This is a genomic window from Streptomyces sp. NPDC028331, assembly GCF_055565775.1.
This window is the reverse complement of sequence record NZ_JBVHTR010000017.1, coordinates 78721-100823: the sequence shown is the minus strand read 5'-3', so window position 1 is coordinate 100823 and position 22103 is coordinate 78721. Positions and strand designations below refer to the sequence as shown.

General features: G+C 70.9%; 19 protein-coding genes. 4 read left to right on the top strand and 15 right to left on the bottom strand.

Going from position 1 to position 22103, the window contains the following annotated elements:
- Positions 1–136 precede the first annotated feature (136 nt).
- A complete protein-coding gene (locus ACZ4SW_RS24455; RefSeq protein WP_468249379.1) occupies positions 137–1609 on the bottom strand; it encodes a vanadium-dependent haloperoxidase in 1473 nt (490 codons plus the stop codon).
- A gap of 120 nt (positions 1610–1729) precedes the next feature.
- Complete coding sequence (locus tag ACZ4SW_RS24450; protein WP_468249376.1) at positions 1730–2254, bottom strand: NUDIX domain-containing protein; 525 nt, start codon at positions 2252–2254, stop codon at positions 1730–1732.
- Between the two features lie 226 nt (positions 2255–2480).
- Between ACZ4SW_RS24450 and ACZ4SW_RS24445 the strand changes: the two genes are divergently transcribed.
- Positions 2481–2978, top strand: coding sequence for a hypothetical protein (locus ACZ4SW_RS24445; RefSeq protein ID WP_468249373.1), 498 nt, complete (start codon positions 2481–2483; stop codon positions 2976–2978).
- A 116-nt stretch (positions 2979–3094) separates the two neighbouring features.
- On the opposite strand, the gene ACZ4SW_RS24440 is transcribed toward ACZ4SW_RS24445, so the two are convergent.
- The gene (locus ACZ4SW_RS24440) at positions 3095–4165 is read right to left on the bottom strand and encodes an ADP-ribosylglycohydrolase family protein (protein ID WP_468249370.1); all 1071 of its coding nucleotides are present in this window, start codon (positions 4163–4165) and stop codon (positions 3095–3097) included.
- A 154-nt stretch (positions 4166–4319) separates the two neighbouring features.
- Here ACZ4SW_RS24440 and ACZ4SW_RS24435 point away from each other — a divergent pair, with 154 nt between their 5' ends.
- Complete coding sequence (locus tag ACZ4SW_RS24435; protein ID WP_468249365.1) at positions 4320–5480, top strand: glycerate kinase; 1161 nt, start codon at positions 4320–4322, stop codon at positions 5478–5480.
- A gap of 441 nt (positions 5481–5921) precedes the next feature.
- On the opposite strand, the gene pssA is transcribed toward ACZ4SW_RS24435, so the two are convergent.
- From pssA to ACZ4SW_RS24390, 9 genes are all read right to left on the bottom strand, one after another.
- Positions 5922–6743, bottom strand: a complete 822-nt coding sequence (pssA, locus tag ACZ4SW_RS24430; protein WP_366027545.1) for a CDP-diacylglycerol--serine O-phosphatidyltransferase — start codon at positions 6741–6743, stop codon at positions 5922–5924.
- Positions 6744–6765: 22 nt separating this feature from the next.
- Positions 6766–7413, bottom strand: coding sequence for a phosphatidylserine decarboxylase (locus ACZ4SW_RS24425; protein ID WP_468249361.1), 648 nt, complete (start codon positions 7411–7413; stop codon positions 6766–6768).
- Between the two features lie 171 nt (positions 7414–7584).
- Positions 7585–8790 (bottom strand): acyl-CoA dehydrogenase family protein, encoded by a 1206-nt coding sequence (locus tag ACZ4SW_RS24420; RefSeq protein ID WP_468249357.1) that lies wholly within the window; start codon positions 8788–8790, stop codon positions 7585–7587.
- 3 nt (positions 8791–8793) lie between these two features.
- Positions 8794–9306, bottom strand: a complete 513-nt coding sequence (locus ACZ4SW_RS24415) for a MaoC family dehydratase (RefSeq protein ID WP_365244883.1) — start codon at positions 9304–9306, stop codon at positions 8794–8796.
- Positions 9307–9311: 5 nt separating this feature from the next.
- Positions 9312–10277, bottom strand: coding sequence for an HpcH/HpaI aldolase/citrate lyase family protein (locus ACZ4SW_RS24410; protein ID WP_388572816.1), 966 nt, complete (start codon positions 10275–10277; stop codon positions 9312–9314).
- Positions 10274–12301, bottom strand: coding sequence for a protein meaA (locus tag ACZ4SW_RS24405; RefSeq protein WP_468249348.1), 2028 nt, complete (start codon positions 12299–12301; stop codon positions 10274–10276). The genes ACZ4SW_RS24410 and ACZ4SW_RS24405 overlap by 4 nt, the downstream gene beginning before the upstream one ends.
- A gap of 9 nt (positions 12302–12310) precedes the next feature.
- The gene (ccrA, locus tag ACZ4SW_RS24400) at positions 12311–13648 is read right to left on the bottom strand and encodes a crotonyl-CoA carboxylase/reductase (protein WP_468249343.1); all 1338 of its coding nucleotides are present in this window, start codon (positions 13646–13648) and stop codon (positions 12311–12313) included.
- Positions 13649–14049: 401 nt separating this feature from the next.
- Positions 14050–14862, bottom strand: coding sequence for a TetR family transcriptional regulator (locus tag ACZ4SW_RS24395; RefSeq protein WP_468249339.1), 813 nt, complete (start codon positions 14860–14862; stop codon positions 14050–14052).
- A 136-nt stretch (positions 14863–14998) separates the two neighbouring features.
- Positions 14999–16804 carry a 3-hydroxyacyl-CoA dehydrogenase family protein gene (locus tag ACZ4SW_RS24390; protein ID WP_468249336.1) on the bottom strand — a complete coding sequence of 602 codons (1806 nt, stop codon included), beginning with the start codon at positions 16802–16804 and terminating at the stop codon, positions 14999–15001.
- A gap of 361 nt (positions 16805–17165) precedes the next feature.
- On the opposite strand from ACZ4SW_RS24390, the gene ACZ4SW_RS24385 reads away from it, so the two are divergent.
- Positions 17166–17741 (top strand): adenylosuccinate lyase, encoded by a 576-nt coding sequence (locus ACZ4SW_RS24385; protein ID WP_468249332.1) that lies wholly within the window; start codon positions 17166–17168, stop codon positions 17739–17741.
- A gap of 36 nt (positions 17742–17777) precedes the next feature.
- Here ACZ4SW_RS24385 and ACZ4SW_RS24380 read toward each other — a convergent pair whose 3' ends face one another.
- The 3 genes from ACZ4SW_RS24380 to ACZ4SW_RS24370 all read right to left on the bottom strand — a co-directional run bounded on the left by ACZ4SW_RS24380 (position 17778) and on the right by ACZ4SW_RS24370 (position 21023).
- Positions 17778–18176: a RidA family protein gene (locus ACZ4SW_RS24380; protein ID WP_468249326.1), complete on the bottom strand. Its 399-nt coding sequence runs from the start codon at positions 18174–18176 to the stop codon at positions 17778–17780.
- A 70-nt stretch (positions 18177–18246) separates the two neighbouring features.
- Positions 18247–19836 (bottom strand): alpha/beta hydrolase, encoded by a 1590-nt coding sequence (locus tag ACZ4SW_RS24375; protein WP_468249321.1) that lies wholly within the window; start codon positions 19834–19836, stop codon positions 18247–18249.
- A 140-nt stretch (positions 19837–19976) separates the two neighbouring features.
- Positions 19977–21023 (bottom strand): Rv2578c family radical SAM protein, encoded by a 1047-nt coding sequence (locus ACZ4SW_RS24370; protein ID WP_468249316.1) that lies wholly within the window; start codon positions 21021–21023, stop codon positions 19977–19979.
- Positions 21024–21220: 197 nt separating this feature from the next.
- Here ACZ4SW_RS24370 and ACZ4SW_RS24365 point away from each other — a divergent pair, with 197 nt between their 5' ends.
- Positions 21221–22099, top strand: coding sequence for an alpha/beta hydrolase (locus ACZ4SW_RS24365; protein ID WP_468249311.1), 879 nt, complete (start codon positions 21221–21223; stop codon positions 22097–22099).
- Positions 22100–22103: the final 4 nt, after the last annotated feature.

Genomic DNA, 22103 nt, shown 5'->3' with positions numbered 1-22103 from the left:
GGGGTTTTCTCTGGGGGGCGGAGCTCGTCAACGGGGTTCCAAACCGTACTGCCCGGCACTCCGCAGAGGTACAGGAGATCTTCCCGGGACCGCGCCGCGGTCCCGGGAAGCTCTCCGGCAGCGAGGTGTGCGCCGCTCACCGCCGCGGCGGACGGCCGGAGCCGGTCGGCAGCATCGTGTGGGCGACCAGGTAGTCGGCGACGTCGCCGCCGACTGCGAGCCCGTCGGCGATGTCCCAGCGGTAGTGCACGCCCAGCCAGAGCCGGCTCAGCGCCTCCTCGCGGGCGGCCTGGCTGAAGCCGGCGTACGACCGGGTCGTCATGAGTGCGTGCGGATCCTCGGTGTGCGCGGTGAACGAGACGCTGTCACGGCCGAAGAAGTGCCGCATGGCTCCCGCCCACGCGGCCGCGAGGCCGGCGTGCCCGGACGCCCAGGAGGGGAAGCACGGCGTGAACGGCGCCCCCGAGCGGTCGGCGCTGAGAGGCTGCCAGGCCGTGTTCGCGCCGCCCAGGGCGTGGATCGCGGTCACCGGCCGCCACAGCTTGATCGGGGTGTCGTACTTGGTGTCCCACACCGCGATCACGGCATCCGCCATCGCCAGGGACACCAGGGCGTACAAGCGGGCGGTCTCGTACGTGTCGAGCCGGAGCTTTCCGGCGACGATCCCGGTGAGCTCGAGCAGTTGTCCCGGGGGTTTGTAGGTGCCGTCCAGGTCGTTGGCCCAGAACCAGGCTGCGGCCGTTTGGTCGGGGGTGCGCTCGGTGGAGTCCACGGCACCGAGCCGTCGTACCTCGTCGACCTGGGCCGGGTAGTCCCGGCGGGCCAGCACATCGGCGTAGGTGGCGCCCAGGGGGGCGGGCCGGAACTGCGAGCCCCGCCGCAGCACGAACGGCCTGACCATGCCCCAGTAAGGGGTGACCGCGTCGCTCGGCTGCCGGCAGCTTCCGCCGGTCGGTCGCCAGGCGCCGGGGGTGGTGGTGTCGCCGTTGTAGACCTGCGTGTTGTCCGAGCCGTCGCCGGCGCGGGCTTCGTTGATCTGCTCGACCACCGGGTCGACCACGAGTCGGTCGAGGATGTCGAAGGAACCGGGCGCGGAGCCGGTCCGGGCGGTGAACCGGGCGTCGATGTAGGCCTGGTCGCCCGGGAAGAGCTGCGAGATCATCCGGTACGCCGTGCGGTCGATCAGCCGCTCCTCCTCGTCCGGACGCCGCTGCGGCGGCCGATCCGCATACCTCAGCGGCCGGTCGAGGTACGGCTGGTACTTCATGGTTCCGTACGTGTACTGGTACGCGCTCTCCGCGTTGTAGATCGCCGCGTGCACCATCGCGGCGGCCCTGGTGAGCTTCCCGGGCGAGGCGTCCATGCCCCGGGCGTCACGGAAGGTCTGGAGCAGGACGTCGTCCCAGTACCGCGTCGGATCGTCGTTGCTGTTCGGCGCCGCGGCAGCCGCCGGCTGCGCACCGGAGGCCGCCGGACTCAGCCCGGCGAGCAGGCAACCGGCCACGACGGCGGTCCCCAGCCGTCCCAGGCGCCTGCCGACAGGGGACTTCACGCGTGCGGGCTCGGACTGCGCCGCCGACCGCTGACTGTACTCGGGCTCAAGGGGCACGACATTTCCTCTCCACGTCGGTGATCACCAACGGGAGCGTAATGTCGGGCAGATAGGTAGAAAGTGGGACACGCCATAACGACTGGCGCATCATCCTTTGATGTGATCTTTATATGAACGTCACCGTGCCCGCGCGTCGGCCGGGTCACCGGGTCGGCCGACGCGGTGGCCGTTCTCCAGCTCCGCCGTGCCCGAGCCGTCCGTCAGCACGTCGAGCGCGGCGAGCACACGGCGGCCGAGGGCGCCCGGCAGGTAGTCCGTGAGTTCCTCGCGCGGCACCAGTCGCCAGGAGAGCAGCTCCTCCTCCTGGAGCCGGATCGCCTTCAGGTCGTCCTCGCGGAGGACCCCGCCGTCGTAGAGGTAGGCGACCAGGGGCGGGCGTCCCGTCCCGTGCACCCAGTCGACCGCCAGCAACCGGCCCAACTCGCGATCGAGGCCGATCTCCTCCAGCGTCTCCCGGTGGGCGCCCTGACGCGGGGTCTCCCCGTCGTCCGACTCGATCGTGCCGCCCGGAAGCGCCCAGCCCTCCCGGTAGTTGGGCTCGACGAGCAGCACCCGGCCGTCGGCGTCGCGGAAAAGGGCGGCCGCGCCGGACAGGACGCGGGGGAGGGACGCGATGTATGCGGCGAAGTCTGGAGTGGTCATCCAGGAAGCGTAACCAGTGCCCGTCGGCAGACGGCGGACGTCAGGCGCCACCGCGGCCACCCGTCGGTCACCTGCGGCACATCGGCACATCAGGCACATGAGGTGTGGAGACACCTCCCGCAGGTCACGCGTCACTGACGAAATTCCCAACAACGCGCAAAGCGCGGGGAGTTGCGGAGGGGCGGGGTCCGGGAGAGGATCTGTGGTCACCATGCTCATCAGGAGCATGCCAAGGTCTCAGACCGAGACCAAGACCAAGACCACGGACATGGGGGATCACGTGCCGAACATCAAGGCGCGCCTGGCAGCGATGGCGGGGGCCGCTGCGCTCACCGCCGGCCTGCTGGCGGCGGGGGCAGGACCGGCCTCGGCCGCGGAGGACAGCTTCCACTTCGAGCTCCAGCACGTGGGGAGCGACACCTACGTCAACGTCTTCAACGACTCCATGGAGGGCCGGCTGGCGGGGTGGGGCGGCTGGTGGGCCGACCCGGGCACGGGCGGTGAACCCGGGGACACCCTGGTGGCGTACGACAATCTGGCGGACGGCTACGGCATCGAGGCTCACCTGAGTACGGGACGGACCGCGACCACCCGTGGCCACAGCGCCAAGTACCAGGACACGACTTCCGGCAACCTTCCCGAGGGCAACCACTACCTCCTGTGGGCCTGCGTGGTGAAGGGCTCGTGGTCGAAGTGCTCCGGGAAGGAAGACGTCTGGGCGTGAGGGGTTGCCGGCCTCGCGGCTGCACGGGTCGCCGATGAAGCCGATCTGACGACCAGTGCCGCCACGCGGATCAACGGCCCCGGCTTCCCTGGGAGCCGGGGCCGCTGCCGACGGGATCAGCCGGCCTCCGCTGCCGCGAGCCGCAGGGTCCGTTCCGCCAGTTCGCTGATGCGGATGCCGTCGAAGCCGAAGACCGCGCTGCGGACCGTGTCCCGCAGAGGGTCCTTCCAGCGCGCCGGGATCGCCTCCGCGCCGGTGAGGACGCCCGCGACCGAGCCGGCGGTCGCCCCGTTGGAGTCGGTGTCCAGGCCGCCGCGCACGGTCAGCGTGACGGTGCGGGTGAAGTCGCCGTCGCCGTACAGCAGCCCGGCCGTGAGGACGGCGGCGTTCGGCACGGTGTGGATCCAGCCGAGCCCTGCGGTTTCCTCCGAGACCGCCTCGAGCGTCTCCTCCCAGCTCAGCCCGGTCTCGTGCAGCGAGCTCACCCGGCGTACGGTGCGGGCGAGGCGGCTGCTCGCCGGGATCACCGTCAGCGCGGTGTCGAGGGCGTCCCGCACGGTCGGCGCGGTGAAGGCCGCCGAGATCAGAGCCGCCGCCCACATGGCCCCGTACACCCCGTTGCCGGTGTGCGACAGGACCGCGTCCCGGCGGGCCAGCAGGGCGGCGCGGCGCGGGACGCCCGGGCAGGTCCAGCCGTAGATGTCGGCGCGGATCAGGGCGCCGATCCACTCCTGGTACGGGTTGTCGTAGGTGGCCGTGAGCGGGGGTTTGAGGCCTTGGGTGAGATTGCGGTACGCGGCCCGCTCGGCCGTGAAGGTCTGCAGGTACGGCAGTCTGAGCAGCCACAGGTCGCCGACCTGCTCCGTGCTGAAGCCGAAGCCGTGCGTCTCCAGCAGGTCCAGGCCCAGGACGGCGTAGTCGACGTCGTCGTCGCGGCAACTGCCGTGGATGCGGCCGCGCACGCACTGGCGCCACTCGGGGCGCAGGTCGAGGGCGTCGCTCTCGGTGGCCGGCTCGGGCAGGTAGTCCGTGAGCGGCAGCGCCGAGGCCTGCCGCAGATAGCGGTCGATGCGCTCCCGCGTCCACACATCGCCCCGCTCGACCGGCTTGCCGAGCATGTTGCCGGCGATCCGGCCCAGCCAGCCGCCGAAGACGCGGTCCGCGAGATCGGTGCCCACAGGGGTCATGGCTGAAGGTCTACCCGATTCCGGCGGCGCTCGCGCGTATTCCGGGGGCCGGACGGAGCATGACGGGCCAGGCGCGCTGCGGCTAGGGTCACAGCGGCGCGACCGCCCCGGCGCGTTCGGCGTGCGCGGGGCTCGGAGAGCGAGGGGATTGCAGGTGGCGGACGCTGCAGTGGACGACACGCGAACGGCACAGCGGGTGCTCATCGCCGCGGACAAGTTCAAGGGATCGCTGACGGCCGTTCAGGTCGCGGAGCGGGTCACCGCGGGGCTGCGCAGAGTCGTGCCGGGCCTCCAGGTGGAGGCGCTGCCCGTGGCCGACGGCGGTGACGGGACGGTGGCCGCGGCGGTCGCGGCCGGGTTCGAACGGCGTGAGGTGCGGGTCGCCGGGCCGCTCGGGCACGAGGTGACGGCGGCGTTCGCGCTGCGCGGCGACACGGCGGTCGTGGAGATGGCGGAGGCGAGCGGGCTGCAGCGGCTGCCGGCCGGGGTCTTCGCGCCGCTGACGGCGTCCACGTACGGGTCCGGGGAGCTGCTGCGGGCCGCGCTGGACGCGGGGGCGCGGACGATCGTGTTCGGGGTGGGCGGAAGCGCGACGACGGACGGGGGCGCGGGCATGCTGACCGCGCTCGGGGCGCGGTTCCTGGATGCGGAGGGGGAGCCGGTGACGCCGGGCGGCGGGGGGCTGGCGGAGCTCGCTCGTGCGGACCTCTCGGACCTGGACCCGCGCCTGGCCTCGGTCGATCTGGTCCTGGCGAGCGACGTGGACAACCCGCTGACGGGTCCGAAGGGGGCACCGGCGGTCTACGGCCCCCAGAAGGGGGCCTCGCCGGACGACGTGGAGACGCTGGACGCGGCGCTCGCGCACTACGCGAAGGTGCTGGCGGAGACGATCGGATCCCGGGCCGCGGAGCACGCTCTGGCGCCGGGCGCGGGGGCCGCCGGCGGCATCGGGTACGGGGCCCTGCTGCTCGGCGCGCGGTTCCGGCCCGGGATCGAGGTCATGCTCGACGTGCTGGGCTTCGCGCCCGCGCTGGAGCGGGCGACGCTCGTGATCACGGGCGAGGGGTCCCTGGACGAGCAGACGCTGCACGGCAAGGCGCCGGCCGGGGTCGCGGCTGCGGCGCGCGCGGCGGGCAAGGAGGTCGTCGCCGTGTGCGGTCGCCTCCTGCTGCCGCCCCGGGAGCTGGAGCGGGCCGGGATCAGCCGGGCCTACGCCCTGACCGAGGTCGAGCCGGACGTGGTGCGGTGCATCGCGGAGGCGGGGCCCCTTCTCGAACGGGTCGGGGAGAGGATCGCGCGGGACGCGTTGATCTGAGGCGCGGCCCGGCGTGTGGAGCGCCGGACCCGGTCGGTCGCCCGGGGCCCGGCGCCGTGGCGGCTCAGCAGTGGCTCTGGGCCGTGCGGCCGGCGAACCGGTCGCCGAGCCAGGAGACGACGTCGCCGACGCGTCCCTTCGCAACAGGCGATGTCATCGAGGTGTCCGACGCCAGAAGCGACGCGGAGGTCACTGATAGTCACCGGCGGCGCACGTTCGCCGCCGTATCTGTGCGCGGGCGACAAAGGGGCCGCGCACCGCGGGGGGCCACGGGCCCGGAGCGGCTCCGGGGCCGCCCCGGTGGTCGTACGCCGTCCGCGGGTGGTCCGTGGCCGGTCGTGCAGTTCCCCGCGCGCCTTACGGGACGGGGGCCTGGCGCCCATGCGAAAGGGCCCCGAACCAACCCGGTTCGGGGCCCTCGGCCGAGTACGGCGCCGCGCGCTACGGCAGTTGCGCCGCCCGCGCCTCGCGCCGGTTGTCACGGAAGTTGTTCACCCGGCGTGCCGTGGCGAACAGCGGGATCACCGCGCCCATGACCAGTTGCAGCGCGCACCCCGTCTGGAGCAGCAGCTGGCCGCTCGGGGCGTCGAAGGCCCACGCCGCCAGCAGGCCCATCGACAGGACGATCCACGACAGCATCGCCACCGCCAGACGGCCCCGCGGCTTCGGGTACTCCACCCGGCTCACCATCAGCCACGCCGTCCCCAGGATCGCCAGCAGCGTCGCGAAGAACGGCAGCTCGAGCAGCACGATCGAGACCACCGTCAGCGCGCCGAACGGCGACGGCATCCCCTGGAACATCCCGTCCTTCATCGTCACGCACGAGAAGCGGGCCAGTCTCAGCACCACCGCCAGCAGCACCACGATCGCGCCGACCGCCGCCACCCGCTGGTGCGCGTCGTCCGCCACCATGCCGTAGACCAGGACGAAGTACGCCGGCGCCAGACCGAAGCTGATCAGGTCCGAGAGGTTGTCGAGCTCGGCGCCCATCGGGGACGACCGCAGCTTCCTCGCCACCAGGCCGTCGAACAGGTCGAAGACCGCCGCGCAGAGCATGAGGATGACGGCCGTGGCGGCGCTGTGGCGCGCCATGCCCGCCGATTCGTCGTTGCCCGTCAGGTGCGGGATGAGGATCCCGGTGGTGGTGAAGTACACCGCCATGAACCCGCACGTGGCGTTGCCGAGGGTGAGGGTGTCCGCTATTGAGAGGCGGAGCGAGAGCGGCATCTCCTCCTCGTCGTCCACCTCGTCGGCCTCCGGCACCCAGCCGGACTGGGTATCGGGATCAATCACGGTCAAGGCGCGTCACCCCAGCCACGGTCTTCTGGCCGACCTCCACCGCGATCTCGACACCCTCGGGGAGGTAGACGTCGACACGCGAGCCGAAGCGGATCAGGCCGATGCGGTCGCCCTGCTCCACCTTCGTGCCCTGCGGGACGTAGGGCACGATGCGACGGGCCACCGCGCCGGCGATCTGGATCATCTCGATGTCGCCGAGCTCGGTGTCGAAGTGCCAGACGACGCGCTCGTTGTTCTCGCTCTCCTTGTTGAAAGCGGGAACGAAACCGCCCGGGATGTGCTCGACCGACGTGACCGTGCCGGACAGCGGCGCGCGGTTCACGTGGACGTTCAGCGGGCTCATGAAGATCGCGACGCGGGTGCGGCCGTCCTTCCACGGCATGATGCTCTGCACCACACCGTCGGCGGGCGAGATGACCCGGCCCTGGGTGATCTCGCGCTCGGGGTCGCGGAAGAACCACAGCATGCCCGCCGCGAGTGCGGTGGCGGGCACGGCCACGGCCTTGGCGGCGCCGGAGCGGCGCGCCCGGGCCAGGCTGAGGGCTGCGGTGGCAACGGTCGGGAGAAGCCACGGCGATGCTCCGCGCGCGAGGCGGACCCGGCCGCGTGGTGCAGAGGTTTGGCTGTGGGGCATGGATGACCTTCGTAGCGGATGATGCCGCGCTTCAACGGGGGGACGGCGGCTTTCCGGCGATCGTACCGGTCGCAGGCCGCAACTGGGCAAGCGAGAGGCCCGAGTCGACGGCCGAAGAGTGTTGACGGGGTGTGATCTTCTTCGCGAAGAAAACACCCCGTACCCGGACATCTAGCCCTGGAGCCGATACTCTTCGAGCAGTCGGCGACCGATGATCATTTTCTGGATTTCGGCGGTACCTTCACCGATCAGCAGCATCGGGGCCTCACGGTAGAGGCGCTCGATCTCGTACTCCTTGGAGAAGCCGTAGCCGCCGTGGATCCGGAAGGCGTCCTCCACGACCTCCTTGCAGTACTCGGAGGCGAGGTACTTCGCCATCCCTGCCTCAAGGTCGTTTCGTTCCCCGGAGTCCTTTTTGCGTGCCGCATTCACCATCATGGCATGCGCCGCCTCGACCTTGGTGGCCATTTCCGCCAGTTTGAACTGGATGGCCTGGTGCTGGGCGATCGGCTTGCCGAAGGTGTGCCGCTGCTGCGCGTACGACACGCCGAGCTCGAAGGCACGCTGGGCGACGCCGCAGCCACGCGCGGCGACGTTCACCCGGCCGACCTCGACGCCGTCCATCATCTGGTAGAAGCCCCGGCCGGTGACCCCGCCGAGCACCCGATCGGCCGGAATGCGCAGGCCGTCCATGATGAGCTCGGTGGTGTCGACCCCCTTGTAGCCCATCTTGTCGATCTTCCCGGGGATGGTGAGGCCGGGGCGGACCTCGCCGAAACCGGGCTCCTTCTCCACGAGGAAGGTCGTCATCGACTTGTGGGGCGCGGTGCCCTCGGGGTGTCCTTCGTCACTTCGCACGAGCACGGCGACGAGGGACGACGTGCCGCCGTTCGTCAGCCACATCTTCTGGCCGGTCAGGACGTACTCGTCGCCGTCCTTGACCGCCTTCGAGGTGATCGCCGACACATCGGAGCCGAGGCCCGGCTCCGACATCGAGAAGGCGCCGCGGATGTCGCCGGCCGCCATCCTCGGCAGGAAGTGGTCCTTCTGCTCCTGCGTGCCGTGCTGCTTGAGCATGTACGCCACGATGAAGTGCGTGTTGATGATGCCGGAGACCGACATCCAGCCCCGGGCGATCTCCTCCACGCACAGCGCGTAGGTCAGCAGCGACTCGCCCAGGCCCCCGTACTCCTCGGGGATCATCAGACCGAACAGGCCCAGCTCCTTCAGGCCGTCCACGATCTGCTGCGGGTACTCGTCGCGGTGCTCCAGCTCGGTCGCGACCGGGATGATCTCTTTGTCGACAAAGTCCCGGACGGTGGAGATGATCTCCTGCTGGACGTCCGTCAGACCGGCGGTCTGGGCGAGTCGGGCCATGGCCTACTTCTCCTGCTGCTTCAGTTCCGGGCGGCCGGGCTGCTCGCCGCCGCGCTCCTTGATGTACGTCTCGGTCGGCACCATCACCTTGCGGCGGAACACGCACACCAGCGTGCCGTCCTGCTTGTAGCCCTTTGTCTCGACGTGGACGATCCCGCGGTCGTTCTTCGACTTCGACGGCCACTTGTCGAGCACGGTCGTCTCGCCGTAGATCGTGTCGCCGTGGAAGGTCGGCGCCACGTGCTTGAGCGACTCGATCTCCAGGTTGGCGATCGCCTTGCCGGAGACGTCCGGCACCGACATGCCGAGCAGCAGCGAGTAGATGTAGTTGCCCACGACGACGTTCTTGCCGAAGTCCGTCGTCTTCTCCGCATAGTTCGCGTCCATGTGGAGCGGGTGGTGGTTCATGGTGAGGAGACAGAACAGGTGGTCGTCGTACTCGGTGACCGTCTTGCCCGGCCAGTGCTTGTACGTCGCCCCGACCTCGAACTCCTCGTAGGTCCGTCCGAACTGCATGCCGCTCACGCCTCCGGGATCTCGAACTTGCTGGTGCGCTGCATGCCGGCGGCGCGTCCCTTGCCCGCGATGACCAGGGCCATCTTGCGGCTGGCCTCGTCGATCATCTCGTCGCCGAGCATCGCGGAGCCCTTCTTGCCGCCCGCCTCCGACGTGTAGTACTCGTACGCGTCCAGGATCAGCTCGGCGTGGTCGTAGTCCTCCTGGGACGGCGAGAACACCTCGTTGGCGGCGTCCACCTGACCCGGGTGGAGCACCCACTTGCCGTCGAAGCCGAGCGCGGCGGCGCGTCCGGCGACCTCGCGGAAGCCGTCGACGTTGCGGATCTGCAGGTAGGGGCCGTCGATCGCCTGGAGGTTGTTGGCGCGGGCGGCCATCAGGATCTTCATCAGGATGTAGTGGTAGGCGTCCGCCGGGTAGCCGGGCGGCTGCTCGCCCACGACGAGCGACTTCATGTTGATGGACGCCATGAAGTCGGCGGGGCCGAAGATGATCGTCTCGATGCGCGGGGACGCCTGGGCGATGGCGTTGACGTTGTTGAGGCCCTGGGCGTTCTCGATCTGCGCCTCGATGCCGATGCGGCCGACCTCGAAGCCCATCGTCTTCTCGATCTGCGTCAGCAGCAGGTCCAGGGCGACGATCTGCTCGGCGCTCTGCACCTTCGGCAGCATGATGCAGTCGAGGTTGGGGCCCGCGCCCTCGACGACGGTCACGACGTCCCGGTACGTCCACTCGGTCGTCCAGTCGTTGACCCGGACCACCCTGGTCTTGCCCGTCCAGTCGCCCTCGTTGAGGAACTTGACGATGGTGTGCCGCGCCTCCGGCTTGGCGAGCGGCGCGCACGCGTCCTCCAGGTCCAGGAAGACCTGGTCGGCGGGGAGGCCCTGCGCCTTCTCCAGGAAGCGCGGGTTCGAGCCCGGTACGGCCAGGCAGGAGCGCCGCGGGCGGAGGCGGTTGACGGGCGTGGTCATGCGGGGACCTCCAGGGGGTCGAGCTTGTTCGCTTTCCGGATCTCGTCGACGATACGGCCGATGATCCCGGTGATGTCGAAGTCCTTCGGGGTGAAGACCGCGGCCACTCCAGCGGCCCTGAGCTGCTCGGCGTCGCCGTTCGGGATGATCCCGCCGGCGATCACCGGTATGTCGGCCGCGCCGGCCTCGCGCAGCCGCTCCAGCACGTCCGGCACCAACTGGGCGTGCGAGCCGGAGAGGATGGACAGGCCGACCGCGTGCACGTCCTCGGCGAGGGCCGCGTCCACGATCTGCTCGGGGGTGAGCCGGATGCCCTGGTAGACCACCTCGAACCCGGCGTCACGGGCCCGCACGGCGATCTGCTCGGCGCCGTTGGAGTGCCCGTCCAGGCCCGGCTTGCCCACCAGGAAGCGCAGCTTGCCGACGCCCAGGTCGCGGGCGGTGGCGTCCACCCTGCGGCGGACCTCGGCCAGCTTGGTGCCCTCCTCGGCGGCCACGGCGACGGGTGCGGAGGACACGCCGGTCGGGGCGCGGAACTCGCCGAACACCTCGCGCAGGGCTCCGGCCCACTCGCCGGTCGTGACCCCGGCGCGGGCGCACTCCAGGGTGGCCTCCATGAGGTTCTCGGTGCCCTTCGCGGCCTCCTTCAGCCGCTCCAGCGCCTTGCACGGGCGCGGGTGGTTGAACGGAGGCTGGTAGCGGGTGTCGCGCCAGCGCTGGAGGGACTCGATGACACGGGCCTCCACCGCCGGGTCCACCGTCTGGATCGCCGTGTCCAGGTCGGCCGTCAGCGGGTTCGGCTCGGTCCCCTCGAATATGTTGACGCCGACGATCTTCTCCTGGCCCGACTCGATACGGGCCCGGCGTGCCGCGTGCGAGGCGACGAGCTGTGACTTGAGGTAGCCGGACTCGACGGCCGCCATCGCGCCGCCCATCTCCTGGATGTGCTCGATCTCGGCGAACGCCGCCTCGACCAGCTCGTCCACCTTCGCCTCGATCACCTTCGAGCCCTCGAAGATGTCGCCGTACTCCAGCAGGTCGCTCTCGTAGGCGAGCACCTGCTGGATGCGCAGCGACCACTGCTGGTCCCAGGGGCGGGGCAGGCCCAGCGCCTCGTTCCAGGCCGGGAGCTGCACGGCACGCGCGCGTGCGTCCTTGGAGAGGGTGACCGCCAGCATCTCCAGCACGATCCGCTGGACGTTGTTCTCCGGCTGGGCCTCGGTCAGTCCGAGGGAGTTGACCTGGACGCCGTAGCGGAAGCGCCGGTGCTTGGGGTCCTGGATGCCGTACCGCTCACGCGTGATGCGGTCCCAGATGCGCCCGAACGCCCGCATCTTGCACATCTCCTCGATGAAGCGGACGCCCGCGTTCACGAAGAAGGAGATGCGGCCGACGACGTCGCCCATGCGCTCCTGCGGCACCTGGCCGCTGTCGCGCACGGCGTCCAGGACGGCGATCGCGGTGGACATCGCGTACGCGATCTCCTGCACCGGCGTGGCGCCCGCCTCCTGCAGGTGGTAGCTGCAGATGTTGATCGGGTTCCACTTGGGGATGTGGGAGACCGTGTACGCGATCATGTCCGTCGTCAGGCGGAGCGACGGCCCCGGCGGGAAGACGTGCGTCCCGCGGGACAGGTACTCCTTGACGATGTCGTTCTGGGTCGTCCCCTGGAGCTTGGTGATGTCCGCGCCCTGCTCCTCCGCGACGACCTGGTAGAGCGCCAGCAGCCACATGGCCGTGGCGTTGATGGTCATCGAGGTGTTCATCTGCTCCAGGGGGATGTCCTGGAACAGCCGGCGCATGTCACCGAGGTGCGCGATCGGGACGCCGACCCGGCCGACCTCGCCGCGGGCGAGGATGTGGTCGGGGTCGTAGCCGGTCTGCGTCGGCAGGTCGAACGCCACCGACAGACCCGTCTGCCCCTTGGCGAGGTTGCGCCGGTACAGCTCGTTGGACGCCTCGGCCGTGGAGTGACCGGCGTAGGTCCGCATCAGCCACGGCCGGTCCTTCTGACGCTCGCTCATGTGCGCCTCTCAGACGTTCCGGAAGCGGTTGATGGCGTCGAGGTGCTTGGCGCGCATCTCCTGGTCGCGCACGCCCAGGCCCTCCTCGGGCGCGAGGCACAGCACGCCGACCTTGCCCTGGTGGACGTTGCGGTGGACGTCGTGGGCGGCCTGGCCGGTCTCCTCCAGCGGGTAGACCTTCGACAGCGTCGGGTGGATCTTGCCCTTGGCGATGAGCCGGTTGGCCTCGTACGCCTCGCGGTAGTTGGCGAAGTGCGAGCCGATGATCCGCTTCAGCGACATCCACAGGTAGCGGTTGTCGTACTGGTGCATGTAGCCGGAGGTCGAGGCGCAGGTGACGATCGTGCCGCCCTTGCGGGTGACGTAGACCGAGGCGCCGAAGGTCTCGCGGCCCGGGTGCTCGAAGACGATGTCCACGTCCTCGCCGCCGGTGAGCTCGCGGATGCGCTTGCCGAAGCGCTTCCACTCCTTGGGGTCCTGGGTGTTCTCGTCCTTCCAGAACCGGTAGTCCTCGGCGTTGCGGTCGATGATCAGCTCGGCGCCCATCTTCCGGCAGATCTCCGCCTTCTGCGGCGAGGAGACGACACAGATCGGGGTGGCGCCGCCGGCCAGCGCGAACTGGGTGGCGTACGAGCCGAGGCCGCCGCTCGCACCCCAGATCAGGACGTTGTCGCCCTGCTTCATCTGGGCGCCGTTGCGGGAGACGAGCTGCCGGTACGCGGTGGAGTTGACCAGGCCCGGGGCCGCGGCCTCCTCCCAGCTCAGGTGGTCCGGCTTGGGCATGAGCTGGTTGGACTTCACCAGGGCGATCTCCGCGAGACCGCCGAAGTTGGTCTCGAAGCCCCAGATGCGCTGCTCCGGGTCGAGCATGGTGTCGTCGTGGCCGTCCGGGGACTCCAGTTCGACGCTCAGGCAGTGCGCGACGACCTCGTCACCGGGCTTCCAGGCGTTCACGCCCGGGCCGGTGCGCAGCACGACGCCCGCCAGGTCGGAGCCGATGATGTGGTACGGCAGGTCGTGCCGCTTGGTCAGCGGCGACAGCTTGCCGTAGCGCTCCAGGAAGCCGAACGTCGACAGCGGCTCGAAGATCGACGTCCAGACCGAGTTGTAGTTGACCGAGGAGGCCATGACGGCCACCAGGGCCTCGCCCGGGCCGAGCTCGGGCAGCGGGACCTCGTCCACGTGCAGTGACTTGCGGGGGTCCTTGTCGCGGGTGGGCATGCCCGCGAACATCTCCGTCTCGTCCTTGTGCACGGTGACCGCGCGGTAGGACTCGGGGAGGGGGAGGGCGGCGAAGTCGGCGGACGTGGCGGTCCCCGACTGAATGGCGTCCAGGATGTCCTTCACGATGGTGCCTCCGGCGAATGGCGTCTTGAGGGGAGACGCTGAGGGTTACGTCGGTGCTGCTGCTGGTGAGAGGGGTGCCGTCGGTTCGGCGGAGGTGGTGCTCGGCAGCGCTTGGTGGCGCGGAAGTTGCCTGTGACGCAGGCGTCCGGGCGCGCTCGCCCAGGGGGCTTGCGGGGACAGCCGGCGTACGAAGGGTCTCTGCACGCCGGCCGCCCGGACCCCTTCACCGTATGGCACCCCGTGTCACCCCGCAAGGCACTGGGTGCCAGAAAGTCCACTCAGATGAAATCTTTACGTAACAAATGAGCGATGATCGATCAAAGCTACCGCCGGGTAGAGACAAGCGAACGGGCCGGTGGCGGCATCAGTGCCGCCACCGGCCCGTCGCCGGCCGCGAAGAGTTACGACCGTTCCTTCAGCGCCTGCTCGATGGTCCGCATCACCTCGTCCAGCGGCGCGTCGGTCCGCGCCACCGTCACCAGGACCTCCCCCTGCGAGGCCACGGAGGCCCGGGGTGTCCGGGGAGCGGCCTTGCGCCCCGCCCCGATCCCCGTGCCGAACGTCTTGCGGACGATCGCGAAGGCGTGGTCCAGCTGGGCCTCGACGTCCCCCTGGCCGCCCGCCCGCAGCCAGCGCCGCAGCACGTGGTTGTGCGCGGTGACCACCGCGGAGGCGGCGACCTCGGCGAGCAGCGGGTCGTCGTTCGCGTCGTCGTCGTGCGCGTGCTCGTCGAAGTGGCCGAGGAGGTAGCGGGTGAAGAGGCGCTCGTAGCGGGCGACCGAGGCGATCTCCGCCTCGCGCAGCGTCGGCACCTCGCGGGTCAGCTTGTAGCGCTGCACGGAGATCTCCGGCCGGGCCGCGTACATCTTCATGACTTCCTTGATGCCGCGGCACACCGTGTCGAGCGGATGCTCGTGCGCGGGCGCGGCGTTGAGCACCGCCTCGGCCCGGATGAGGGTGTCGTCGTGATCCGGGAAGATCGCCTCCTCCTTGGAGCGGAAGTGGCGGAAGAAGGTGCGCCGGGCGACCCCCGCGGCTGCCGCGATCTCGTCGACGGTGGTCGCTTCGTACCCTTTCGTGGCGAACAGCTCCATCGCCGCGGCCGCCAGCTCCCGGCGCATCTTGAGCCGCTGGGCGGCGGCGCGAGAGCCTGCGGCGCTCTCGGGCGCGTCGGGCGTAGCTGGGGTACGTGAGGACTTGGCGGGCTGGGACATGACCCGAACGTACTGCATCTGCGCAGGATGGTGCGCAGGTCCCGGGTTCCCCCCGCCCCGGGAGGGCGGGGGGTGGCCGGCCGGGTCGAGCAGTCCGCCCCAGTCGGCGCCGCCGTGGAGCCGGTCGCCGCGCCGGTCAGCGCTTGGCATATTCGCGGAAGCCGCGGCCGGTCTTGCGGCCGAGGCAGCCCGCGGCCACCAGGTGTTCCAGAAGCGGTGCCGGGGCCAGGCCGGGGTCGCGGAACTCCCGGTGCAGCACCTTCTCGATGGCCAGCGAGACGTCGAGACCGACCACGTCGAGCAGTTCGAACGGGCCCATCGGGTAGCCGCCGCCCAGCTTCATCGCCGCGTCGATGTCGTCCAGGGACGCGTAGTGCTCCTGGACCATCTTGACCGCGTTGTTCAGGTACGGGAACAGCAGCGCGTTGACGATGAATCCGGCCCGGTCACCGCAGTCCACCGGGTGCTTCCTGATCGACCCGCACAGCGTGCGCACGGTCGAGTGGACGTCGTCGGCGGTCAGCACCGTGCGGACCACCTCGACCAGCTTCATGGCCGGCGCCGGGTTGAAGAAGTGCATGCCGATCACGTCCTGCGGGCGCGAGGTGGCGCGTGCGCAGGCGACGACGGGGAGTGAGGAGGTGGTGGTGGCGAGGATCGCGCCGGGCTTGCAGACCTTGTCGAACGTGGCGAACAGCTGCCGCTTGACCTCCAGGTCCTCGGCGACGGCCTCCAGGGCCAGGTCGACGTCGGCGAAGTCGTCGTAGGAGCCCGACGGCCGGATCCGGTCCAGCGTCTGCGCGGCGGCCTCCGTGGTCATCCGGCCCTTGTCGACCGAGCGCGCCAGCGACTTGCCGATCCGGGCCTTCGCGGCCCGGGCCTTCTCCTCGGTGCGGGCGGCGAGCACGACCTCGTACCCGGCCTTGGCGAAGACCTCGGCGATCCCGGAGGCCATCGTGCCCGAGCCCGCCACACCCACCGAGCGGACCGTACGACCCGGAACCAGGGTGTCCCCCTCCAGCGGGGTCAGCGCGTCGCGCACCACGACCGGGCTGCCGGGCGCCTCGTAGGTGTAGAAGCCGCGGCCCGCCTTGCGGCCGGTCAGGCCCGCCTCGCTGAGCTGCTTGAGGATCGGCGCGGGGGCGTGCAGACGGTCGCGGGAGGCGGCGTACATGGCCTCCAGGACCGTACGGGCCGTGTCGACGCCGATCAGGTCGAGCAGCGCGAGCGGGCCCATGGGCAGCCCGCAGCCCAGCTTCATCGCGGCGTCGATGTCCTCGCGCGAGGCGTACTTCGACTCGTACATCGCGGCGGCCTGGTTGAGGTAGCCGAACAGCAGGCCGTCGGCCACGAAACCGGGCCGGTCGCCCACCGCGACGGGCTCCTTGCCGAGGTCGAGGGCGAGGTTGGTGACCGCGGTGACGGCCGCCGGCGCGGTCAGCACGGACGAGACGATCTCGACCAGCCGCATCGCCGGTGCCGGGTTGAAGAAGTGCAGCCCGAGGACGCGCTCGGGGTGGGCCGAGTCGGCGGCCAGCCGGGTCACGGACAGGGCGTTGGTGCCGGTGGCGAGGATGGTGTCCGGGCGCACGATGCCGTCGAGCGCCTGGAAGACCTGCTGCTTGAGTTCGTACGACTCCGGGACCACCTCGATCACCAGGTCGGCGTCGGCGGCGGCCCGCAGGTCGGTGAAGGTGCGGAAGCGGGCGAGGACGTTGTCGCGTTCCCGCTCGGTCATACGGCCGCGGCCGACGGCGCGGGCGGTGGCGGTCTCCAGGGTGGCGACGGCCTTCGAGGCGGCGGCCTCGCTGATGTCGATGCCGACGACCTCGCGGCCGGCCCGGGCGAGCACCTCGGCGATGCCGGTGCCCATGGTGCCGAGGCCGACGACGGCAACGGTCTTGAGCGGGGACAGGGGGGTGTCGGAGAGGGGAGTGGCCATCGCGGGACTCCAGATGAGGGTGACGACTGAGGGAGCGCGCCTGGGTGCGCCGAGGGCGCACCACAGGGCGGAGAGTGCGGGTGCTTGCCGGGCTGACGAGCGCACACGCCCGGCGCCGTGTCACGGACGTGTACACGCCCGGAACGGCGATACCGACCGGCCCTGTCCCGGGGCCGAGTCGTACTGAGGTACGCGATGTACCGAACCGACCAGCACTCACGACGGCTGCGTCACCAGGCCGCCGAGAGTCTCGCGAGGGGTGTCTCGCTCGTCTGAGCTTAACCCGTGGGTAACGAGCGCGCCAGCCCCCGGCTTTGTGATCTGGGTCCCCGCGCGGTGCTCGCGCGCCTACGCTCGACGTATGGACGAAGCGTTGCGATCACTCACCGAGCGTGTACGGGCCGAGAGCGGTGGTTCCCCGGTCTGCGAGCGGCTGGCGGCCACCGGTGATCTCGACGAGCTGGCCGCCGTGCTGACCGAGCCGGGGCAGCCGCTGTGGGCGCGCGAACTGGCCGCCTTCCGGCTCGGCGTCGCGGGCGACCGGCGGTCCTTCGAAACGCTCGTCCTGCTGCTCAACCACCGCGATCCGCAGCGCTGCGCGTCGGCCGCCCACGCCCTGGCCCGGCTCGGCGACCCGCGCACCGCCCGAGCGGCGGCCGCCCTGGCCACCAACGAGCTCCGCGTCGCCTACGCCCTCCACCCCGTACGCCTGCTCGTCGAGCTGCGCGCCCCCGAGGCCGTGCCCGCGCTGATCACCACGTTGCAGCGCCGGCTCCGCCCGCACGATCCGTACCGCAAGGTGGCGCTCGCCTGCGTGGAGGGACTGGGCACGCTCGGCGACCCCCGCGCCAGACCCGTGCTGAACGAGGCCCTCGCCCATCCCTCCCTGGCCGAGGCGGCGGTCCACGCGCTGGCCCGCATGCCCGGCGGCCGGTGACCACCGCGCGGGACCGCGGGCCGGCGGAGCCGCGGATCAGCCCGGCAGGACCGCGTACGCCTCGATCTCCATCAGGAACTCCGGGCGCACCAGGGCCGCCACCTGCACCGCCGACGACGCGGGCAGGCGGTCGTCGGGTATGTGCGCGGCGCGGGCCTCGCGGATCGCGGGCATGTGCGCCATGTCCGTGACGAAGTAGGTGAGTTTGACGACGTCGTCGAACGTGGCTCCGGCGGCGGCCAGACAGCGGCGCAGATTCTCGAACACCTGCCGGGCCTGGGCGGCCGGGTCGTCCGCGCCGACCGGCCTGCCGTGCTCGTCCAGGGCGAGCTGACCGGAGACCGCGACGAAGCGGCCGGCGCCCATGACGACATGGGAGTACGGGGCGGCGGGGGCGACCCCGTCGGGGGCGGGAATCCTGGTCAGCTCACTCATGGGTCCCATGGTGGCCCACGGGTCCGACAGTGGCTTCGACGCCCCCGACGGGCGGCGCCCGCCCCGCCGCTCAGCCGTGGAAGCCCAGCAGCCCGTGCAGCGTCGAACCGCGCCCCGCGCCGGACGCCGCCGGGGACGCGTCCTGGCCGGTCAGCGGCTTGGGCTCGGGCAGCTTCTGGCACACCGCGTCGATGTCGCCGCCGCCGCGCGGCACCGTCCCGTCGGTGAGGTACGCCGCCAGGTACCGGTCGAGGCAGGCGTTCCCGCTCAGGGTGATGCCGTGGTTCCCGCCGCCCTGTTCGACCACCAGACGCGAACCGCGCAGCAGGTGATGCACCGTCAGCCCGCCCTGGTACGGCGTGGCGGCGTCGTCGGTCGCCTGGAACAGCAGCGTCGGCGGCAGCGCGTCGTTGGCCACGTCCACCGGCCGCAGCGATCCCGTCGGCCAGAACGCGCACGGCGCGTTGTACCAGGCGTTGCTCCAGGTCATGAACGGCGCCTTGGCGTACACCGCCCACATGTCCGAGCGCCACCGCGCCCAGTCGCGCGGCCAGGAGACGTCACGGCACTGCACCGCGGAGTAGACGGCGTAGTTGTTGTCCCCGGAGGCGCCCACCGCGCCGAAGCGTTCGTAGGCCTCGACCAGCGGATGCGGGTCCCTGTCGTTCACATAGGCGGCGAACGCCTCGGCGAGGTGGGGCCAGTAGCCGTCGTAGTAGCCGCCCGGCATGAAGGTGTCCTCCAGTTCGGCGGCACCCACCTTCTGCTCGGCCGGGTTCCTGACCAGTGCCGCCCGCATCGCGTACCACTTGGCCTCGACGGCGGCCGGATCGGTGCCCAGCCCGTACACCGTGTCGTGCCGCGCCACCCACGCCAGGAAGGCCCGGTGACGGTCGTTGAAGGCGTAGTCCTGCTGGATGTTGTTCTCGTACCACACCCCCTGGGGGTCGACGATCGAGTCGAGCACCAGACGGCGCACGCGCTGCGGGAAGAGCTTCGCGTAGACGGCGCCCAGGTAGGTGCCGTACGAGTAGCCGAAGTAGCTGATCTTCTGGACCCCCAGCGCCTGCCGGATCAGGTCCAGGTCGCGCGCGGTGCTCACCGTGTCGATGTACGGCAGCAGGTCCGCGTACTTGGCGGCGCAGGCCCGGGCGAAGGAGGCGACGCGGGCCAGGTTCCTCTTCTCCCGGGAAGGGGTGCGGGGCGTCGTGTCCGGGCGCACCGGGGAGAAGTAGCCGGGCGCGCAGTTCAGGGCGGGCGTGCTCTTTCCCACGCCCCGCGGGTCGAAGCCGATCACGTCGTACTGCGCCGCCACGGCCTTGGGCAGCGACGAGGCCACGTATCCGGCGAGGTTGAGACCGGTGCCGCCGGGCCCGCCGGGGTTGACCAGCAGCGGTCCCTGATACGTCTGCGCGGTGTGGGGGACGCGGGACAGCGCCAGTGTGATCTGCTGTCCGCGGGGGTTGGCGTGGTCCAGCGGCACCGTGACGGTCGCGCACTGGAGCGTCGGGTACTTGGTGCTGCCGCATTTCTTCCAGGTGAGTTGGGCCGCCGGTGCGGTGTCCGTGCTGCGCGGTGCGCTCGCCTGGGCCGGGGCGGTGGTGAGCATCCCGGCCACCACCAGGGCGGCGCCGCACAGCACGGCTGCGCGGTGTGTCATGTCGGACCTCCCAGGACGGAGGGGTTCGGACCGCGAGTGCCGGGTCCTCGCCGATCGTCCCGGAAAGGTCGTCCGGAAGAACGCTGTTCAGTCCGGAGTTGACCCGATTGGGCCGGGTAAGGCGCTCGTATGCGCGTCGATCACAGGAGCGAGAGCTGTGTCGGCCCGGTCGCCGTGGGCTCCGCCGTCACCGCTTCGGGCTCGGACTGCGGGAGCCTGCGCGGCATCCCGGGGCGCGTCGGGCCGATGCCGTACTCCTGGGCCAGTTCGTGCACCTGGCCGGTGATCCGGCGCTGGTACCACTTCGGGGCGTAGGCGCCGTCCGCGTACAGCCGTTCGTACCGGCGGACGAGGTACGGATGCCGGCGCTCCAGCCAGGCCATGAACCATTCGCGCGCGCCCGGGCGCAGATGCAGCACCAGCGGGGTCACCGAGGTCGCCCCGGAGGCGGCGATCGCCCGTACGGTGGCGCGCAGTTGGGCCGGATGGTCGCTCAGGAAGGGGATCACGGGGGCCATCAGGACGCCGCAGCCGATGCCGTGCTCGCCCAGCGTGCGCACCACGTCCAGCCGGCGCTCCGGGGCGGGCGTGCCCGGTTCGACGGTGCGCCACAGGTCCTGGTCGGTGAAGCCCACGGAGACGGAGATGCCGACGTCGGTGACCGCGGCGGCCTGCTTCAGCAGGTCGAGGTCGCGCAGGATCAGGGTGCCCTTGGTGAGGATCGAGAAGGGGTTCGCGTGGTCGCGCAGCGCCGCGATGATGCCCGGCATCAGCCGGTAGCGGCCCTCGGCCCGCTGGTAGCAGTCGACGTTGGTGCCCATCGCGATGTGCTCGCCGTGCCAGCGGGGCGAACCGAGGTGGGCGCGCAGCAGTTCGGGTGCGTTGACCTTCACCACGATCTGGGTGTCGAAGCCGAGACCCGTGTCGAGGTCCAGGTAGCTGTGCGTCTTCCTGGCGAAGCAGTACACGCACGCGTGCGTGCAGCCACGGTAGGGGTTGACCGTCCACTCGAACGGCATACGGGAGGCGCCCGGCACCCGGTTCACGATCGAACGGGCCCGGACCTCGTGGAAGGTGACGCCGCGGAACTCGGGGCTGTCGAAGGTACGCGTGGTCACCGCATCCGCGTCGAACAGGGCGGCGCCCCGGGTCGTGGCGGGGTTCTCGGCCAGATGATCCCAGCGCATGGGCGCCTCCTCGGTAGCACTGCGCCACAGAATAGAACACACGTTCCCTTGATCGCGATGTTCATTCGATTACAAGTTCGAATGAACGCGTCTCCCTCACGGAGCTGCGGCTTTACGGGTCACGCGCTCGCAGGTCGGCCGTGGGAGGTCGGCGCGCCCCTCGCCCCCCGCGGTGCCCTCTGCGTCATAACTGAGAGATGCAGCAGCCGAGACCGCCGGGAACCCTCTCCGCAGGCGTCAGTCCCCTCGCCCTGGACGCCGCGGGCGTCCCCCTGTCCTGCCTGCTCGCCGAGGAGCCGGACGGCGAGCCGCGCGCCACCGTCGTCGCCCTGCACGGCGGCGGCATGACCGCCGGCTACTTCGACGGGCAGGCCCACCCCGACCTGTCCCTCCTCACGCTCGGCGCACGCCTCGGCTTCACGGTGCTCGCGGTGGACCGGCCCGGCTACGGCCTGTCGGCCGGCCCGCTGCCCGACGGACAGTCCCTGGCCGAGCAGGCCGAGATGCTCGAGGCGGCCCTGGAGGCGTTCGCGGCGCGGTACGCCACCGGAGCGGGCTTCTTCCTGCTGGCGCACTCCTACGGCGGCAAACTCGCCCTCGTCACGGCCGCGCGCACCTCCGGGCTGCTCGGCCTCGACCTCTCCGGCTGCGGCCACCGCTACGACGTCGAGCCCGCCGACCTGCTCGAGATCGGGCGCGGCGCGCACCGGGGGCGCCACTGGGGCCCGCTCTGGCTGTATCCGCCCGAGACGTTCCGTCGCATCGGCTCGCTCCTCGCTCCCATGCCGGCCCGCGAGATCGCCGAAGCCGCCCACTGGCCCAAGACGTTCGAGGAGCTGGCGCCGCGCGTCCGCGTCCCCGTACGGCTGACCTTCGCCGAACACGAGGCGTGGTGGCGGCACGGGGAGCAGGACCTCGCCGACCTCACCGCCCAGCTCGCCGCGGCACCGGTCGTCCGCGTCGATCGCCAGCCGGCCGCGGGCCACAACATCAGCCTGGGCTGGGCGGCCCGCGCGTACCACCTGCGCGCGCTCGCGTTCTTCGAGGAGTGCCTGACCGCTGTCCGCCGAGGATGAGCGG

Bases quoted from the DNA above. Each gene is read 5' to 3' on its own strand.
- ACZ4SW_RS24450 (WP_468249376.1), bottom strand. From the start codon at position 2,254: ATGACCACTCCAGACTTCGCCGCATACATCGCGTCCCTCCCCCGCGTC.
- ACZ4SW_RS24445 (WP_468249373.1), top strand. From the start codon at position 2,481: ATGCCAAGGTCTCAGACCGAGACCAAGACCAAGACCACGGACATGGGG.
- ACZ4SW_RS24440 (WP_468249370.1), bottom strand. From the start codon at position 4,165: ATGACCCCTGTGGGCACCGATCTCGCGGACCGCGTCTTCGGCGGCTGG.
- ACZ4SW_RS24425 (WP_468249361.1), bottom strand. From the start codon at position 7,413: ATGCCCCACAGCCAAACCTCTGCACCACGCGGCCGGGTCCGCCTCGCG.
- ACZ4SW_RS24420 (WP_468249357.1), bottom strand. From the start codon at position 8,790: ATGGCCCGACTCGCCCAGACCGCCGGTCTGACGGACGTCCAGCAGGAG.
- ACZ4SW_RS24415 (WP_365244883.1), bottom strand. From the start codon at position 9,306: ATGCAGTTCGGACGGACCTACGAGGAGTTCGAGGTCGGGGCGACGTAC.
- ACZ4SW_RS24410 (WP_388572816.1), bottom strand. From the start codon at position 10,277: ATGACCACGCCCGTCAACCGCCTCCGCCCGCGGCGCTCCTGCCTGGCC.
- ACZ4SW_RS24405 (WP_468249348.1), bottom strand. From the start codon at position 12,301: ATGAGCGAGCGTCAGAAGGACCGGCCGTGGCTGATGCGGACCTACGCC.
- ACZ4SW_RS24395 (WP_468249339.1), bottom strand. From the start codon at position 14,862: ATGTCCCAGCCCGCCAAGTCCTCACGTACCCCAGCTACGCCCGACGCG.
- ACZ4SW_RS24390 (WP_468249336.1), bottom strand. From the start codon at position 16,804: ATGGCCACTCCCCTCTCCGACACCCCCCTGTCCCCGCTCAAGACCGTT.
- ACZ4SW_RS24385 (WP_468249332.1), top strand. From the start codon at position 17,166: ATGGACGAAGCGTTGCGATCACTCACCGAGCGTGTACGGGCCGAGAGC.
- ACZ4SW_RS24380 (WP_468249326.1), bottom strand. From the start codon at position 18,176: ATGAGTGAGCTGACCAGGATTCCCGCCCCCGACGGGGTCGCCCCCGCC.
- ACZ4SW_RS24375 (WP_468249321.1), bottom strand. From the start codon at position 19,836: ATGACACACCGCGCAGCCGTGCTGTGCGGCGCCGCCCTGGTGGTGGCC.
- ACZ4SW_RS24370 (WP_468249316.1), bottom strand. From the start codon at position 21,023: ATGCGCTGGGATCATCTGGCCGAGAACCCCGCCACGACCCGGGGCGCC.
- ACZ4SW_RS24365 (WP_468249311.1), top strand. From the start codon at position 21,221: ATGCAGCAGCCGAGACCGCCGGGAACCCTCTCCGCAGGCGTCAGTCCC.